General features: G+C 46.2%; 11 protein-coding genes. 1 reads left to right on the forward strand and 10 read right to left on the reverse strand.

Going from position 1 to position 16,272, the window contains the following annotated elements; all coding sequences use genetic code 11:
• Positions 1–103: 103 nt before the first annotated feature.
• On the reverse strand, positions 104–838 hold the full coding sequence (locus PSHG_RS12980; protein ID WP_010273437.1) for a phosphonate ABC transporter ATP-binding protein: 735 nt from the start codon (positions 836–838) through the stop codon (positions 104–106).
• Positions 839–1,919: 1,081 nt separating this feature from the next.
• A complete protein-coding gene (locus PSHG_RS29390; RefSeq protein ID WP_162137285.1) occupies positions 1,920–3,287 on the reverse strand; it encodes an ATP-binding protein in 1,368 nt (455 codons plus the stop codon).
• 300 nt (positions 3,288–3,587) lie between these two features.
• Between PSHG_RS29390 and trhO the strand changes: the two genes are divergently transcribed.
• The gene (trhO, locus tag PSHG_RS12990) at positions 3,588–4,487 is read left to right on the forward strand and encodes an oxygen-dependent tRNA uridine(34) hydroxylase TrhO (RefSeq protein WP_010273441.1); all 900 of its coding nucleotides are present in this window, start codon (positions 3,588–3,590) and stop codon (positions 4,485–4,487) included.
• Between the two features lie 129 nt (positions 4,488–4,616).
• On the opposite strand, the gene PSHG_RS12995 is transcribed toward trhO, so the two are convergent.
• The 8 genes from PSHG_RS12995 to PSHG_RS27560 form a co-directional block, all read right to left on the reverse strand.
• Complete coding sequence (locus PSHG_RS12995) at positions 4,617–5,609, reverse strand: carbohydrate ABC transporter permease (RefSeq protein WP_010273442.1); 993 nt, start codon at positions 5,607–5,609, stop codon at positions 4,617–4,619.
• A 57-nt stretch (positions 5,610–5,666) separates the two neighbouring features.
• The gene (locus PSHG_RS13000) at positions 5,667–6,563 is read right to left on the reverse strand and encodes an ABC transporter permease (protein WP_010273444.1); all 897 of its coding nucleotides are present in this window, start codon (positions 6,561–6,563) and stop codon (positions 5,667–5,669) included.
• 84 nt (positions 6,564–6,647) lie between these two features.
• Positions 6,648–8,249 (reverse strand): extracellular solute-binding protein, encoded by a 1,602-nt coding sequence (locus PSHG_RS13005; protein WP_010273447.1) that lies wholly within the window; start codon positions 8,247–8,249, stop codon positions 6,648–6,650.
• Positions 8,250–8,434: 185 nt separating this feature from the next.
• A complete protein-coding gene (locus PSHG_RS13010; RefSeq protein WP_010273451.1) occupies positions 8,435–10,696 on the reverse strand; it encodes a helix-turn-helix domain-containing protein in 2,262 nt (753 codons plus the stop codon).
• Positions 10,697–10,994: 298 nt separating this feature from the next.
• On the reverse strand, positions 10,995–11,960 hold the full coding sequence (locus PSHG_RS13015; protein ID WP_010273454.1) for an ROK family protein: 966 nt from the start codon (positions 11,958–11,960) through the stop codon (positions 10,995–10,997).
• Positions 11,961–12,044: 84 nt separating this feature from the next.
• Positions 12,045–12,752, reverse strand: coding sequence for an N-acetylmannosamine-6-phosphate 2-epimerase (locus PSHG_RS13020; RefSeq protein ID WP_010273457.1), 708 nt, complete (start codon positions 12,750–12,752; stop codon positions 12,045–12,047).
• Between the two features lie 170 nt (positions 12,753–12,922).
• Positions 12,923–13,747, reverse strand: a complete 825-nt coding sequence (locus PSHG_RS13025; protein ID WP_042122023.1) for a MurR/RpiR family transcriptional regulator — start codon at positions 13,745–13,747, stop codon at positions 12,923–12,925.
• Positions 13,748–13,790: 43 nt separating this feature from the next.
• Complete coding sequence (locus PSHG_RS27560) at positions 13,791–15,992, reverse strand: PAS domain S-box protein (protein WP_010273463.1); 2,202 nt, start codon at positions 15,990–15,992, stop codon at positions 13,791–13,793.
• Positions 15,993–16,272 lie beyond the last annotated feature (280 nt).

Here is a 16,272-nt window from a genome sequence, read left to right on the forward strand (position 1 = left end):
GCACTAATCCGGTGGAAACTCTGCTTATTACCCGTAGTATGTAACAGTGTAACGCCAGCTTTCATTATTTCAATGCAATTTGTATTTGAACGGCTGACAGGGTTTATTTAAAAATCATATTGCGTTCACGCAAAGTTAGCTTTCTGGCAGGAATATCAAGCACAATTTTGCCGTCTGCTATTCCCCAGATTCTTTTGGCGAACCGCTCCGCAAGTTCCAATTTGTGAAGGGTGCAGATAATGGTAATGTTCTTCTTATCCGTTATATGCCGCAGATCCTGCATGACCCGGTTGGCTGACTCCGGAGGAAGGCCGGTAACAGGCTCATCCGCAAGCAGCATTTCGGTTCCTTGTACAAGAGCTTGGGCGATAGCAACACGCTGGCGCTCCCCCCCGCTCAGCTTGGATGTTTTTTCTCTGGATTTATCCAGCAAACCGACATGCTCCAACAAATCCATAGCTTCCAAATGATCGTTGCGTTTTGCTATTCTCGTTACAAAACGAAGCAGCGAGGAGTTTTTGTAGCGACCGCTGAGCACATTTTTTACCGCTGACATGTTCAGATTGAGATAAGGCTTTTCCTCCAGGAACGCCCATTTTCTTCTGAGCTTCATTTTCTCCAAGATGGAAGCGGTTGTAATATCATTGCCATTATAAATATACTGTCCCTCGGTCCAGGATTCCTGAAGAGCCAGGCATTTCAACAAGGTGGTCTTGCCGCTTCCGCTTCCTCCGACAACAGCTATAAAATCACCTTTATCAATCTGAAAGCTCATCCGGGATAAAATTTCGGTATTAGAATCTGTAAATCGTTTTGTCAGATTGCGAACAATGATCATGTCCGGTCCCCTTTTTCCAATCGTATTTCATTCATTGTAACGGTTGAGCCTCTTGGGTCCATCCTTATTATTGTAACATTTGTCCCGTACCCATGTACACTGTGCTGAGCTTTAGATGTATATGATAAAAGAGCGGCCGTTGATTGCGCAACGCCACTGCATAGTGTTCACCGTTCTTTAAACTAAGCCGCTATACCAATGCAAATATTTCGCCCCGGCGCCCGCGGCAGCGGTGATTGTATGCGGTCATTCGCATACATTTCACATCGGGTCGTCCCGCTGCTGCGGCAAACGTATGCGGTTCTTTTGTGAAAATAAAACGCCCGCATGATGAGCACTCTCGGGTAATCGTACCTCAATCACATAACTTGTACGAAAATTCGTCTAGAACATTGGCTGCAGTTCCTTAATAGCTTAAAGCCCTGCATTTGGTGCATTTGTACGATTTGTCATACAAATCTCGGGTAATCGCCCTTCAATCCCCTGCATTTGTACGATTTGTCATACAAATATTGGGTAATCGCCCTTTAATCCCTGTATTTGTACGACGTTTCATACAAATCTCCGGGAATCGCACTTCAACCCCATTCATTTGTACGACATTTCGTACAAAACGCAGGCAACAAACCCGCGCAGCCCGCGAACCCCGCCACCCTTGGTTATTTTCGTGCCGGAGTTGTGCCAGAGAATTCAATGGCATGACTGTATTCGCATACACTTTCCGCATACAATTCGCCTCGGGTCCACTGCTTGGGGTTTGCATATTCTAGTTATCGGGCTGAACGGCCACTTTTCGGACAACTCCCGTCATCACGAACAGATCAGCCGTTTGCTTCACAGATCAGCCGTTTGCTTCACAGATCAGCCGTTTGCTTCACAGATCAGCCGTTGCTTCACAGATCAGCCGTTTGCTTCACAGACCAGCCGTTGCTGCACAGTTCAGCCGTTTACAGTTCAGCCGTTTGCTTCACAGATCAGCCGTTTGCTTCACAGATCAGCCGTTTGCTGTACAGAGCAGCAGTTGCTTCACAGATCAACTGTTTGCTTCAAAGAGCAGCACGCTTGCTTCATCATAGCAGAATCAAGAGACTTCTATGGGAAGACTGACCTCAACGATCGTGCCCTGGCCAAGAACGCTGTTAATCCGAATAGTGCCACCGTGCGCTTCGATTATTGTAAAGCTGGTCATAAGGCCAAAGCCGCTGCCCTTCTCATTGGTAACAAAATAAGGCTCTCCCAGTTTTTCCAGCCTATCCGCAGGTATTCCCCGCCCATTGTCCACAAATCGAATGATAACCCGTTCCGCTTGGCGTTTGGCATATATAGTCAGCTGTCCGCTCTGATCGATAGCATCCAGACTGTTTTGTACGATATGAGTGAAAGCCTGCATTAGCTGTTCATAATCGCCTCTTAGGATAAGCGGATTCTGGCGAGTCTCTGTACATATCCGCAAACGCCGCTGCCCAGTCTGGCCCATTCTGCTGCCGATCTCGCCTAACAACCCTTCTAGATCTATATACGGATAAGGGCTCTTGGCTGGATTAGCCATAATCAGAAAATCGTTAATAATCCGCTGAATTCTCTCCAGCTCTGAATCCATAACCTCCAGATAAGCAGAGTTACCCAGACTCCGGCTCCTCATCAATTGTACGAAGCCTTTCACCGATGTAAGCGGATTGCGGATTTCATGGGCAATTCCTGCCGCAAGCTGACGCACCGCCGATAATGTATCTGATCGCCTTGTGGAGCTAGCCGCTTGCCTCGTCCCGGTCAGCTTCCAACTGACGCATGGTTTCGTTTCATCGCACTCTCCTGCATGCTTTTTGACCAGCATATACTCCGCCGGAATATTTGTTTTAAAAACCGACCGCCCCCCGCGATATAAACGCAAATTGCGGCTAACCGGAGACTTCCTTCTCCCGTTAATAACTCTGGCCTTGTTCTCATGATGTGTGAAGCTTTGTCTCCGGGGACTCCCGGTCTCTGAAATTCTGGAAGGAAACAGAGCTATATCTACGCCCCTCTCGATTTCCAGAACCTCCAGCAAATAATACAGCACTTCCCTGTTGCGGCCGCGAATCACGGAAAGCTTCAGTTTAGCCTGCCGTTGCCGTATCTTTAGCTGAGCCACCAGGCTGTCTGAATTTCCATGTCCCAGCTCCTGCAAATGGTTAGCCAGAGCCTGCCACTCCTCCTCGCTTATGAAACTGGCCAGCCGGTTATAGATGAGCTTGTATTCGGCAGCACCCAGCAAGCGGCATAATCCTGCATTAACCGCCAGCCAGGTCTCGTTTTGGGAAAAAATCCCCATCGCCCGATCTGAGTTATACAGCATATGTCTGGCGATATCATCCAACCGGAACGGTTCCTGACGATCGATCTGGCTATCGCCTTTTTTAGAGCTTGATGAATCACGCTTGAGAAAAGGTATATTTGAATGTTGCGCCAATGGTTTTTCCTCCGAATCCGGTGTTCTCCTGACCCAAATGGTCTGTTGCCCAGCTGCAAATATCTTCTTCATTAAATTATCGACAGTTCCTCTTGGGAATTCAAGGAAAATTGTTAATTTACAACGATTCTTTTTCTTATTTGCAATTATTACGGTATAATAACATTGTTTGGTTAAAATAAGCTTAATTTTATACCAAATTTTGAAAAATAACTCCGGCAAAGCATTAGTCCGCTCAACCCCCAGGCAGGCGGAGCCTTTGCGGTGAATAATTAACATTCTTAAAAGGCGGTGTCAGCAATGAACAGACAACCTTATCGAATATTGCTTTATTATAAATATGTAACGATACCTGATTATGAGGAATTTGCTGCTGAGCATTTGAATTTCTGTAAAGAGCTGGGCTTGAAAGGCCGGGTTTTAATAGCTGCCGAGGGCATTAATGGTACCGTATCCGGAACAATTGAGCAGACACAGCAATATATGGATGTGCTCCATGCCAACCCGTTATTTGCGGATATGGTATTCAAAATCGATGAGGCGGAAGAGCATGCATTCAAAAAAATGTACGTGCGCCCTAAAAAAGAACTGGTTACCTTCCGCCTTGAAGAAAATATTGATCCGAATGAAACAAGCGGAAAAAGATTATCACCTAAGCAGTTTTACGAGCAGCTGCAAAACGAAGATGTAATCGTACTGGACGGGCGCAACAACTATGAGTATGATATCGGCCATTTCCGCAATGCAATTCGCCCCGATGTGGAATCGTTTCGAGATTTCCCCGAGTGGATCCGAAACAATCTTTCCCAATATAAGGACAAGCCCATTCTGACCTATTGCACCGGCGGGATTCGTTGTGAAAAGCTGTCCGGTTTTCTGCTCAAAGAAGGGTTTCAGGATGTATCACAGCTGGAAGGCGGGATCGTCACCTACGGCAAGGATCCGGAAGTTCAGGGCAGACTGTTCGATGGCAAATGCTATGTATTTGATGAGCGTATTTCCGTGCCCATAAACCGTACAGATGAGGATGTAATCGTAGGAAAATGTCACCATTGCGGCAGCCCGGAAGATCGTTATACTAATTGTGCCAACGATTATTGCCACTTGCAGCATATTTGCTGTGAAGCCTGTGAGAGAGAGCATAAAGGCTACTGCTCGGAATCTTGTGAAGAGGCTGATTTAAGCCGGTATGAGGTATAAGCTGCTTTGACTTGGACTATTGTAAGCTGACAAAACCTTCCTATTACGATCAGCAATAGCAGCCAGTTTCTCCTATCCTTTATGAGGATAGGAAAAGCTGTCTGCTTTGCTGCTTTTTCGGGTAGCTTTTTATTCTTTCAGTGAACCTAACAGAGCCCCTTTCACAAAATACTTTTGTAAAAACGGGTAAACCATAATGATCGGAATAGTGGAAAACAGTATGACCCCGGCTTTCATCATTTCCGGAGTTGCCTCCATGGAAATATCTACACCCATCGCCTCCGCAGATTCATTGTCGATGATAAGGCTTCTTAATACAAGCTGCAGCGGGTAAAGCTCTTTGGAGCGGATATAGATCAGCGCAGCAAAATAGGAATTCCACAGCCCAACCACATGGAAGAGCGACAAAGTTGCAATAACCGGCTTGGACATAGGCAGCGATATTCTCGCATATAGACCAAATTCGGTACACCCGTCGATTTTTCCTGCGTCTAATATTTCAGATGAAATGCCCTGCAGAAAGGTTTTCATGATGAAAACGGAGTAGGCTCCCAACGCCCCCGGCACAATCAAGGCCCACAGTGTGTTCTCCATCCCTAGGGAACGAATTAACAGGTAATTGGGGATTAAAGGCGAAGTAAAAATAAAAGTAACCAGAATTCCTTTTAGAATTAAGCTTCTTGCAGGCATTATGGACCGGGACAACGAATAGGAAAGGCTCGTAGTGAAGAACAGAAAGACCAATGTCCCCATGATACACATATATACACTTACTCCTAGCGCCCTCCACAGTGTCTCCATTCCAAAAATTTGCTCATATACGGACAGATTGAACCCCTTAGGCCACAAATAAACCAGCTTGGCATTGGCATATACCGGTGAGCTCACCGAAACGGCAGCCAAATGAATCAAGGGTGCAATCATAGTTAGACAAGCAAGGATCAATAACAAGCCGTTGAAAAAATTGAAGGCCCTGTCTGATTTGTACGTTGGCATCGCTTCACCTCCAGGCTTCGCAAGAGAAAGCCATAATTTAGCTAGTTCATTAAAGGAGAACACTACCGTGTTTCCGAGGCCGCTTTCCTGCAGAATGACAACCTCTCCCCTCCGCTCCTTTTCCATTTGCCAGCCGCCTAAGCAGTAAAGTTAACCCAGGCATTTTGCAGCCAAAATGCTGATTTAATAAATGCTCTCCCCGGTCGTTTTTTTGCTAAGCTGATTAAGAAAGACCACCAGCGTTAAACCGATTAGGGATTGAAAAAGGCCGATTGCTGTAGAAAAGCTAAACTGGGCTCCCAATAGCCCCACCCTGTATACATACGTATCAATAACTTCCCCGACGGAACGGTTCAGCGGATTAATAAAAATCAAGACTTGCTCTACGTTCGCTTCCAGCACGTTGCCGATTCTAAGCAAAAACAAAATTACGATAGCCGGCATTAATGAGGGCAGCGTTATAAACCACATTTGCCGCCACCTTCCAGCACCGTCTACCATCGCCGCTTCATATAAATGCGGGTTTATGCCAGCTAGCGCAGCCAAATAAATAATTGTTCCCCATCCTACTTCTTTCCAGATGGAAATCCCTACGACCATAGGCCGGAAAAAACTAGGGTTACTTAAGAAGTCAATCGGTCTTGCGCCGAACCATCCGAGAATCTGATTGACAATTCCATTAACATCGAGCAGGTTAATGAAAATCCCGCCGACAATAACCCAGGAAAGAAAATGCGGCAAATACAGCAAAGTTTGAATCGGGCGCTTAAACCACATTTTCCTTACTTCATTAAGCAATAGCGCCAGAACAAGCGGAGCGGGGAATCCGAATACGATAGAGTAAAAGCTGAGAAGCATCGTGTTGCGCAATATATTGAAAAACTCTTCATAAGTAAACATCGTCACAAAATGCTTGAATCCAACGAAATCACTGCTCCAAATCCCTTTGAACAGATTGAAATCCTGGAACGCGATAATGTTGCCCGCCAACGGTATATACTTGAATATCAAAAAATGAAGAATGCCCGGCAATGCAATAAGCACGAGAGCGGTCTTGTCGGTTGTTAGTTTTTTTAGCATGCTATCCCTCCCCTGCTGGCTGGACGATCACCGGAGGAAGCCGGGCTGTACCCGGCTCCTCCTGCCCTCGTTTGCAGCCACTGATTATTTGTGGAATTCGTTATACCATTCAGTAGCTTCCTGAATTGCTGCATCACCGCCGCGTCTTTTCCATTCACTGACGAAGCTGTCAAACGCCTCATCCAGATCCGCATTACCGGTAACGACTTTAGCGAACATATCCAGGAACAAGGTTCCCGAGTTCGTTCCGATCGCAAGCTCCGGGTGAGTTTTCAAGGATTCCAGCGGTGGCATATGAATTCCGTCATTAGCCACGGTCGCATCATTGGCAACTGCAATTCCTTGATTTAGGATTTCTGAATCAGGGTGCACATCGACGACCGATTGGTTCATACGTCCGTCTCCCCTCGGATTAATCGAAAGCTGATAAAATACGCTAGCATCATTATCCAAGTTAGCGGGAGCTGTCGGATCCCATTGTACGGATCCATTTTCCTCTGTGTAGTTAACACCCTCGATACCGAAAGAGAAGAATGAATCGGCCTCATCAGACCAAGCCCAATCGAGGAACTTAATGATCTCCTCCGGATTGTCAACCTGTGACGGAATTACCCATACAAAATAAATTTGATCGCCTTCCGCAGACAACCCTCCTCCTTCAGGAGGCCCCGCCACTGCAAGCTTTACATCCGGCTGGTTAACAAAATTGCCGGGCTGCCAGTTAGACATGTAGTTCGGAATGGAGTGCATCCACATTCCCGCTTTACCCTGTTTAATATCGGCTTCCCAGTCAGCGCTCTTAATGGTGAACAGATTCGGATTAATATAGCCTTTATCGTACAATTCCTTATGAAAGGCAATCGCATCTTTCATTTCTGGAAGAATCATACCGGGAATCAGCTGTCCGTCTCTTAAATACCATTGGTCCGGGCTGGCTCCGAAGTTCCGGAAGAAAACGTTTCCATAACTCAAGTTTTCACGGATATAGAAGCCGTACTCGTCGTTTTGCCCATTTCCATTAAGATCTTCGTTTTTAACAGCCTCAAAATAGGCGAGAAACTCGTCCATCGTTTGCGGAATGTCCATATTAAGCTTCTCCAGCCAATCCTCCCTGAAGTAGAGAACATGAGTTGCAGGCAGAGAAAGCAGAGTTGGGATTCCATAAATTTTTCCGTCCTGGCTCACTTTAGGACTGTTCCAGGCTTCCGCAGGAATTCTCTCTTTAAGATGAGGGCCATGCTCCTCTATTAAATCCGTAAGATCATGGAATACTCCTTGCTGCAGCGCACCGGGATGCATCGTCGAGTCGATCGAGTTTGTCCTGATCAGATCAGGCAAATCGCCGGAAGCAAAGCGAACGGTTAACTGCTGTGTAAAATCGTTTCCATGTCCTAAAAACTCAAAGCTCAAATCGTAGCCTGAAATCTCGGAAAGCGCTTTAATATAAGGATCGTCAGACTTGACCTGCTGAGCGTACTTCCCATTAGAATGAGATAGCAGAATGTCAATTTTTTTATTTACAGCGCTTTCATTTCCGCCATCGCCACCAGAGCCTGATCCCGATCCGGGAGAAGCGCCTCCGTTACCTGAACCTGTGGAACCGCCGCCGCAGGCAGCAAGTGCACCTGAAGCTGCAAGAACAACACTTAAAGGCAGCAACCATTTTCGAGCAAAATGTTTATTCATTCTCTAACCCCTTTGCCTTCAAATTTTATTTTCACTTAAGCCGTGTCTATACTCTAGCTATCCAGCGATTAAATGGCAATTATCAGTTCATTTATGCCAGGAAAATAATGATAAAAAAGCTTCAAATAAAGATAAAACCCCCTAACCGCATAGGTTGGAGGGTTATCACGGACGCTCGCCATCTATCATCCGCTTCTTGTTTGTTTGCGGTATTCACCAGGCGGAACTCCCTTAATCTGTTTGAAGGTTCGAGTGAAATTCTGCACATTAGTATATCGCAGCCGGTCAGCGACTTCCTTAATCGACATGTCCGTGTTCAACAGCCATTCGCAAGCTTTCTTCATCCGGAATTGTATGACATATTCACTAAAGGTCAGCTTCGTTTCTTCTTTAAATAATCGGCTAATTTGCGAGGGGGACATGTCCAGCTTATCCGCAATTTGCTGCAGCGTAATATCACTGTCATATCCCTGGTGAATATAAAACAATACTTGACCGACCAATTGCTTTTGTTTCGATTCTAGTCCTTCGTTGAGCCTATGAATGATCGTCGGAAATACTTGCTCACTGAGCCAGCCTTTAATTTCCGGCAAGGTCTCTAGCCGGTGAAGAGAATCATAAAGGCTTTCTTCAAAAAAGCTTTGGACGGAAAGATCCATTTCTCCCAGATGATACTCCAGCTCCCCGAGCAGATGAGAAAATAGCCCCAGCACCGTTTCAGAGTTTTGAGCATAGAGCGGAATGATCTGAACCAGCTCCTGCAGACTATGTTCCGCTGCTTCCTGCTCGCCCTGGATGACTTCCTGGACGATTTTTTTCTTCCACCTGAACACATCACGGCTGGACTGCCGGACAGAAGGTTCGATATGGCGGTCGGAGATCGTGATGTTATTGCCTAACAGGAGCCGGTAATTCAGCAGGGACAAGGCTTCCTGATAGCTTTTGGCTATACTTGCATAGCCGAATCGCAAGCGGCTCAAAGCCGCGCTTACCGTAAAAGGAAGAGTCTCGGATACTTTAAGCCGCAGAAGGTCAGCCTTGGATTTCACCTCATGGTCCAACTCCTTCTCCGCGCTGATCAATATGACCAACTGCCCGTGCTGAGGAGAAAACACAACAGCTTTATACTTGTTGAACACTTCTTCGGTCATGTTCTTAAGAGCATAATATATTAAAGGCAAATCCTTTGTCGGGTACAGCTGATTCAGCTGTTTGAAATCATCTACCGCTGCCAAGCATACATAGAAGCTGGCGCCATGCAGCGGAAGATTAAGCTGGGTGATTTTATCATACATCTGCTGCTGATCCCACTCCCCCCTAATCAGCTTCTGGAACATGCTCTGCTGAAGGTCGGGAATGTGCATAGTCAGCTGGTCTTTCAGCTCTTTGTTAGTATCAATCATGTGCAGCATAAAAGAGTCTAATGCTTGCAGCTCGTTGTTGTAATGCTTGTCCCATTTGTCCTCCTTGACAAGCTTATTTAACAGATGCTCGATCGGACCGTACAGCTTTCTGGAGCCGAGAACAACAACAATGGCCCAGATCAAGGAAAGGGCTAGAACCATCATCCATGTAAAACGCTGAATGGCGTGTGATTTGGCATTGAGCTCTTTCATAGGGAAGAGAGTAATGTAGGTCCAGTCATTGGGTGTTGACCTAACTGTCGTCACCTGGTAGACCTCTTCATTCAGCCGGTATTCATGAGAGGTAGCCGGGCTTTTCCACATTTCATATAGCTCCGTTCCCGATGTCAGTGTACTGCCGATATCATTCTCATTGTGACTGATCATGATTTTGCCAGCTCCATCGACAACATACAGCCGATAAGAAGGATCCAATTCTAACCGCTCTACAAATTTCATCAATTCCCGGATACTGATATGGAGAATGACTACCCCGTCCGAATAATAGGTATGCAAGGGCACGGGGCGAAAGATCAGAAGCTGATCCTGATTAATATAAGTGTTTGGCGTGATCATAATGGAAGAGTTGAATTTTGGCTGTTCATTCTCGATCATCTGCTTGAAATAAGAAGCAGATGCATGGGAGCGGTCCGAATACAGAATGCCATTAGTCAAGCTCAGCAAGGACACCTCATAGCGAATTGCCGAGAAGCTTTTTTGCCTGCGGATGGTTTCCGATAATTCCATCGCAGTATTAACATGCTCGCTGGTAGGGGGCAATTCCACAGCCCGCTCCAGAGTCGTGTTGGATGCCAGGCTGATCGAGCTTATATTTAGGTCTCTGATAAAAATGTTTAATTGATTTTGAATTTGTCTTAAAATCAGTTGTTGGGTTTGATCTACCTCTTCTTGGATGGACTTCGACATCAGATAGGATGAGCCCCACCCTATCAGAATGACAGGAACGATGCTAATGAGTAGAGAATAGGCCAGCAATTTGCGTTTGTATGTCATTCTGCCCAGCTTGGTGAGAATTGGCTTCAATGATGACCCCTCCGTTATAATAAACATCTGTTCATGGTTATATGAATTACAAAAAAGCGCTTTCATATAGTATACCACAGCCTATTCTCTCTTTTGTCGAGAGTCTGTACACATATATCGGCATTTCATAACTTAAATGTTTAAGGAAGATAGAAAGGAAGCCATCGAAATTATTCCGAAAAAAAATCGTTCCCATCAAAAAAGAGCTGTCCGAAAGTCAGTTTTCACTGAATTTCTGGACAGCCCCTGCATTCGTATATTCAATTAGGGCAGCCGGCTGCTTTCCCGGCAGGTGTGGTCAGTTAATTGAGGAAGAACCGCTATACAGCCAAACTTGCGAAGCCGCGCCTACGACCCCTGCACCCGTACCTATTTCGGCAGGCAGCAGGCGGGTGGCACTCCACATGGCCGGCGCTGTTTTAGGCTCGGTCGCTTGCTCCAAGCGGTCAAAAAACGGCTTGCCGAGAGCCGACACGCCTCCACCAACAATGATAGCTTCGGGGTTAAAGGTGTGAATAATACTCCCCAGTGCGGTACTAAACGCCTGAATCACCTTTTCCATCACCTCATCGGCTTGTGAATCGCCAGCGAGCCACGCAGCTCCAAGCGAACGCGCATCTGGCTGCCAGGCCGGCTCCCAGCCCCGCTCAGCGATCAGCTCCCGCGCAACTCGGGCAATGCCGGTGCCGGAAGCGTAGAGCTCAATGCAGCCGCGATTGCCGCAGCTGCAGAGCGGGCCCTCAAAATTGACGGACAGATGGCCGAGCTCACCCGCACCGCCGAAGGCGCCACGAACGAGATGGCCTTTTTCAACTATCGCGCCGCCGATTCCGGTACCTACAGCCAAACATATAAAGCTTTCATAAGGACGAGCGGCGCCATAGCGTTTCTCCGCCCATGCTATTACGTTTACATCATTGTCGACAAACACCGGCTTATGAAATTGCTTCGCAATTGTTTCGCGAATTTTAGTTCCTTTCCAGCCAGGCAGAGAATCAGTAGCAAACACTACTTCTCCGCTTTCAAAGTCTATCTGGCCAGCGCTGCCTATGCCAATACCTTCGACAGCGGACAACAGGTCCTTCGCCTGAAGCTGATTCTCGATAGAGGTAATTCCTCTAATAACCTTATCCATGACCGCATCAGCACCCTGTTGCGCATCTGTAGGAGTAATTTCATCCACTACAATACGACCTTCTGGATCCACAGCAGCAAAATGGATCTTCGTTCCGCCGATATCGACACCGATAGCTAATCTGCTCATGGAGCTGTTCACTCCTTTATTTCTATCCTCATTGAATGGACGTTCCACTCTTCATCAACATAAATGCGTAATAACTCCGGACAGTTACCCTTTTGGCAGCGGCTTAAGCTCCTGAATACAGCTCACAAAACGCTTCGTAATTTCCTGAGGCCGTGTGATCGCGGAACCGATAATCACTGCGTAAGCCCCTTGCTGCAGGCTTTCCTGGCACTGTTCTACCGTCCAGATTCTCCCTTCAGCCAGAATGGGAGTTCTGTTTAAAGCGGCCAAACGAGCAACTAAATCGATATCCGGATCTTTTTGCTGCGGGCTGTAAGGGGTATAGCCGGACAGTGTGGTAGACACGAGATCAGCTCCAAGATCCATTGCATAGACCCCTTCTTCATATACAGACACATCGGCCAAAATTAAAATATGCGGATATTCTTCTCGAATCTGCTGAAACAGCTGCTTCAAGGTTACGCCGCCCGGACGGGCCTGTTTGGTCGCATCCAGGGCAACGATATCGGCTCCTGCTGCAATTACCTCTCTGATTTCGTTCATCGTCGGGGTAATGTACACATCGGAACCCGGGTAATTTTTCTTATATAAGCCGATGACCGGCAGCTTGGTCACCTGTTTGATCGCACGGATATCAGCAGGAGTGTTGGCTCGAATACCGACAGCGCCTCCCTGCTCCGCTGCTTTGGCCATTGCAGCCATGATGTCGGAACCGTATAACGGTTCATCTTCTAACGCTTGGCAAGATACAATACAACCATTTTGAAAAGAAGCAATTATCGAATGGGTCATGGGCTCACAATCCTTTATTGATTCGTCTTAACTAAGTATACCTCCCTTCGCAGCATAAATAAAGGATTTTTTCTCCACAATAAAAATAAAAAAGGAACAATCACTCCAAAATGGAGGATGTTCCCACTTTTTATCGTAGACATTGCCCTTGCGGCCAAGTTTTCTCCTGCTTAGTAGAGCTTCTGAATAACCGATTTCGCCGTCTTTTCCAATGCTGAATAGGTCTGCTCTTTTCTTTGCAGCGATATTGCCGTCGTTAGTATATCCAATAGATGAATTTGTGACAGCTTGGATGAAAAAGCTCCCCCCTGCAACGGCATTTCCCGGGAAGTGCCCAGCAGCACCGCGTCAGCCTGCTGGGTAATCGGTGAACGGGCATGATTGGTCAGGCAGAAGATGAATGCTCCGCTAGCTTTGGCGATTTCCAGCGCATCCACGACATCCTTGGTGCTTCCTGATGTGGAGATAAAAGCAACGACGTCCTCTTTTTTAGCAAGCGCCGCATTCATCGCTATAACGTGCGAATCCATAGAAGCGTCTACGTTGAAGCCCAGCCGCATAAAGCGATACTTGGCATCCATTGCAGTGATTCCCGAAGAGCCAACTCCGAAAAAGTAAATTTTGTCTGCCTTGATCATCGCTTCCACAATATTTTGCAAATTTTGCTCATTTATTAAGGAAAGCGCATTTTGCAGTGCTTGTGTATTCTGTACCGTTATTTTTTTGGCGATAGTTGTAAGATCGTCACGCTCTTCAATCTTTCCGCTCATCTGCTCAACAGGTGAAGCCAGATCCTGGACGATGGACAGCTTAAATTCCTGGTACCCCTTGAAGCCCAGCTTGCGGCACAGTCTGATGACCGAAGTCTCTCCTACCCCGGCTTTTTCAGCCAGATCGGTAATCGTATAAAAGACGGCAGCCTCGGGATCACCCAATACAGCATCCGCTACTTTTTTTTCCGATTTCGTGAGTGATGAATACACACTATTGATCATAAGCAAAGACTTATTCAAATCGGAAATTTTGTTCGTTTTCAACTTAAACCAATCCTTTACCCGGCTCCTTCTCTTCCAGCCGTTCTTTGACGGGCAGAGTTATAGTTACGGTAGTACCTTCCTGGAGCCTGCTTTTAATTTTCATTGTACCATGATGCATCTCTATTATTTTATAGCATACCATTAATCCAAGTCCGGTGCCTTTTTCTTTTGTCGTATAAAAAGGTTCCCCTAAACGTGCCAACCGCTCAGGCGATATTCCCGATCCCTGGTCAATTACCGTTATTTGAACTTCCCTGGAGCCGGTTTCCCTAATTTTTATTCTAATGATCCCTCCTTCAGGCATCGACTCAATCGCGTTCTTCAGAACATTGATAAACACTTGCTTTAATTGGTTTTCATCACAATGGATTAATGGTACTTCTCCCTGAATGTACAGCTTGATCTGTATATTGCTCAGAATGGCCTGGGTATCCAGAAGCGGGATGACATCCTGAAATATTTTACGCAGATCTTTCATTTGGAATTGAATAGCTTGCGGCTTTGCAATGACCATAAATTCGCTTACTATATAATTAATTCTGTCCAATTCGGACAACATAATGTCAAGATATTGAGTATCCTGATTTTTTGCCCGCATTAGTTGAACAAAACCCTTTAGCGAAGTTAGCGGGTTTCTAATTTCATGAGCAACGCCTGCGGCTAATTGGCCAACAACCGAAAGCTTGTCCGACCTATGGATCAGCTCTTCTGTTTTTTTACGTTCTGTAATGTCTATTACGGTTCCAATAATGGCCGGTTTTTCTTTATAAGTTGTGAGCGCCCCGTGCAGTTCGAGATCTATGGTCCGCCCTTCCTTATGAATAGCCCTGAACAAAAAGTGGATACTTCTTCCCTTGCGTTTTTTGATCATGCGGATCAGCTTCTTATAATCTTCCGGATGAACCAGATCAAGCACATGCTTGTTCATTAATTCCGCTTTAGCATAACCCAGCATTTCCTCACAGCGCGGATTCACATAGGTAAGCCTCCACTCCTGTATCAAGTAAACGCCAACCAAAGCTTCCTCGACCAGACTGCGGTATTTTGCCTCCGCTTCTTGCAATGCAGCCTCTGTTTTTTTTCGGGAGGTAATGTCCCTGGAGACAATGATAACACTTTCCACTTCATCCTGATCATTGACTACCGGGATTCCGCTTGCTTCAAAAAATAAAGGCTGACTTCCCGGACTATGATAGCGATATTCAAACCTCGCTGAGCGTTTGGATTCGAGTATAAATTGAAACGTCTCCCAAAGCTTTTCTTTATCCTTACTGTCCACTAAAGAGTCCAGTCTGGCTTGATTATCCCCTTTGGAAGTATAATTTAACAAGTAATTGTATGAAGGAGTGGAAAAAACGAGATCTCCTTTGCGATCATAGACAGCTATCAGATCCGACATATTCTCAGCAATTAAGCGATATCTGGCTTCGCTTAGACGCAAAGCCTTCTCCATAGCATTACGCTCACTTGTATCCTTGGAAAAAGCAGCGTAAGCCACATACTCGCCGTTGCAGTTACTAATTGGGGATAGGGAAACGCTGACCTCAACCAACATCCCTTCCTTTGTCCGCATCACGGTTTCAGGCCAGGAAATCGCCCCGGCAGCGGCCATCTCCCGGCAGGCTTCCTTAAGTTCTTCCATTCGGTCCTCAGGTACAATAGGAATGACGGAGCCCATAATTTCCTCAGCCTTCCACCCGTACAGCTTCTCAAAAGCCCGATTCACGCGGGTTACACGGTATCCCTGATCGAATATAACTATGGCATCTGAAGTGTTATTAAACAACGACTCCATTTGCTCTTTTGTTTGAATCAGCTCCGTTTCACTTTGCTTGCGATCGGTAATATCACGAGCTATAAAAAAAATACCTGTTGCAGCGGAATGTTCAACGATAGGGACAAGCTTCGCCCCCAAGTCTATTATTGCACCGTCTTTTTTTCTAAACTGAAGCTCAAAGCTGGTCGGGGAGCCTGTCAGGCACGCATTAAAGCGTTCTCTAAGCTTTTGCGCCTCAACCTCGGGAATTAATTCAAACAGATTTAAGCTGACCAGCTCCAGTTGGTCATATCCACTCATTTGTTCTGCGGCAGGGTTGGCACTCTCTATATTGCCTTCCAGATCTACGGACCAAATAGCAGCCGGATTGTGTTCAACTAATGATAAGTAACGTTGATCTTCACGGGTAACAGGGGCTCCTGACACAGGCAGCTTAGCACTGTGGGCATGAACATTCGAGTGCAGAGAAGTCCGGATAGAACCGGCCCCACGATTACGCCATTTTAATCTCCTAGTATAAGCAGCAATATTCTGCGACCTATGTTTTCGATGGCGGCTAGTGACAGTCGATCTATTGTGGCGAAGCCTCATTCTTTTGTACCTCACCTTACCTTAGAATTTCTTCAAGTGCTTAATTTCGACCTCCACTGAACATTTCCTTCCTAAACCTTGAAAGACTGTAACAAATATTGGTTTTATAAGCAGA

Source organism: Paenibacillus senegalensis JC66, assembly GCF_000285515.1.
GTDB classification, from domain to species: domain Bacteria; phylum Bacillota; class Bacilli; order Paenibacillales; family NBRC-103111; genus Paenibacillus_L; species Paenibacillus_L senegalensis.